Origin of the sequence: Paenibacillus sp. A3, assembly GCF_001399685.1 — a bacterium.
Taxonomy (GTDB): domain Bacteria; phylum Bacillota; class Bacilli; order Paenibacillales; family NBRC-103111; genus Paenibacillus_G.
The window spans coordinates 1-1,284 of record NZ_JTHN01000397.1; the positions used below are offsets into that span (position 1 = coordinate 1).

General features: G+C 50.5%; 1 protein-coding gene. It reads right to left on the reverse strand.

Annotation, left to right across the window (positions count from 1 at the left end):
* Positions 1 to 17: 17 nt before the first annotated feature.
* Positions 18 to 1,284: alanine/glycine:cation symporter family protein (locus QJ48_RS34925; protein ID WP_054977822.1), on the reverse strand; the 1,267-nt coding region annotated here is incomplete at its 5' end.

Sequence of the window (1,284 nt, forward strand, 5' to 3'; positions counted from 1 at the left end):
GGGCGATCTTCTGCTTTTCATAGTCTCGATAGTTTATCGTTTATTGTCTTGGCAGATTCGTGCCTGTATTCCTTTTCCCAGAATTCAGCGTTCGAGATGCCCAGCTTTACCGGATCAAATACAGGGTCCTTGCCTTCTTTCCTCTGGCTTTCATAGTCTTTTAGCACTTTCAATGCCGGCTTCGTGAGCAGAAGGATAGCGATAATATTCAACCATGCCATGCTTCCTACCCCGATATCCCCCAAGCCCCAAGCTAGATCTGCGGTTCTCACGCATCCGTAGAAGGTGACAAACATGATCGCGATCTTGAGCGCATACTCGGACCAAACGCGCTTCACCGCCCGGTTCAGGTAAGCCAAATTCGTTTCCGCCATATAGTAATAAGCCATGATCGTCGTAAATGCGAAGAAAAGAAGAGCAATCGCGATAAACGGACCACCGAATCCCGGAAAGATGGTTTCAACGGCTTTTTGCGTGAAGACAGGTCCCGGTTTGAGATCCGCCAGATTATTCACAATCGGAGCCGCGCCCTCAGGGGTTACGTTATACATTCCCGTCAGCAGAATCATAAAGGCCGTTGCGGAACAAACGAACCACGTATCGATATAAACGGAAAAGCCCTGAACCAGTCCTTGTTTGGCAGGGTGGGACACTTCCGCGGCGGAAGCGGCATGCGGCGCCGTACCTTGACCCGCTTCGTTGGAATATACCCCGCGCTTAACTCCCCACAAAATGGCAGAGCCCATAATTCCGCCAAAGACGGCATCGGCACCGAAGGCGCTCGAGAAAATAAGGGAAAGGACATGCGGCAATTGATCGACGTAGACGAACACAATGATCAAAGCGACCAAGATGTAACCTGCAGCCATAAAAGGCACGGTAACTTCGGCTACACGGGCGATTCTCTTAACACCGCCAAAAATAATGATACCGAGAATGAGAGCTAAAACGATCCCAGTCACAAAAGTATTAATCCCAAATGCACTTTCGATCCCGGCAGCGATACTGTTCGCTTGGACACCCGGTAAAAATACCCCTGTTGCAAAAACCGTTACGATGGAGAATAGAATCGCAAACCATTTGATTCTAAGGCCCTTTTCAATGTAATACGCCGGACCGCCCCGGAATTGACCGTCCAACTTGGTTTTGTAGACTTGGCCAAGCGTCGCCTCCACAAAAGCGGAACTCGCTCCCAGGAATGCCATCATCCACATCCAAAACACCGCACCAGGCCCGCCGAACGCAATCGCCGTAGCTACACCCGCAATATTGCCCGTTCCCACC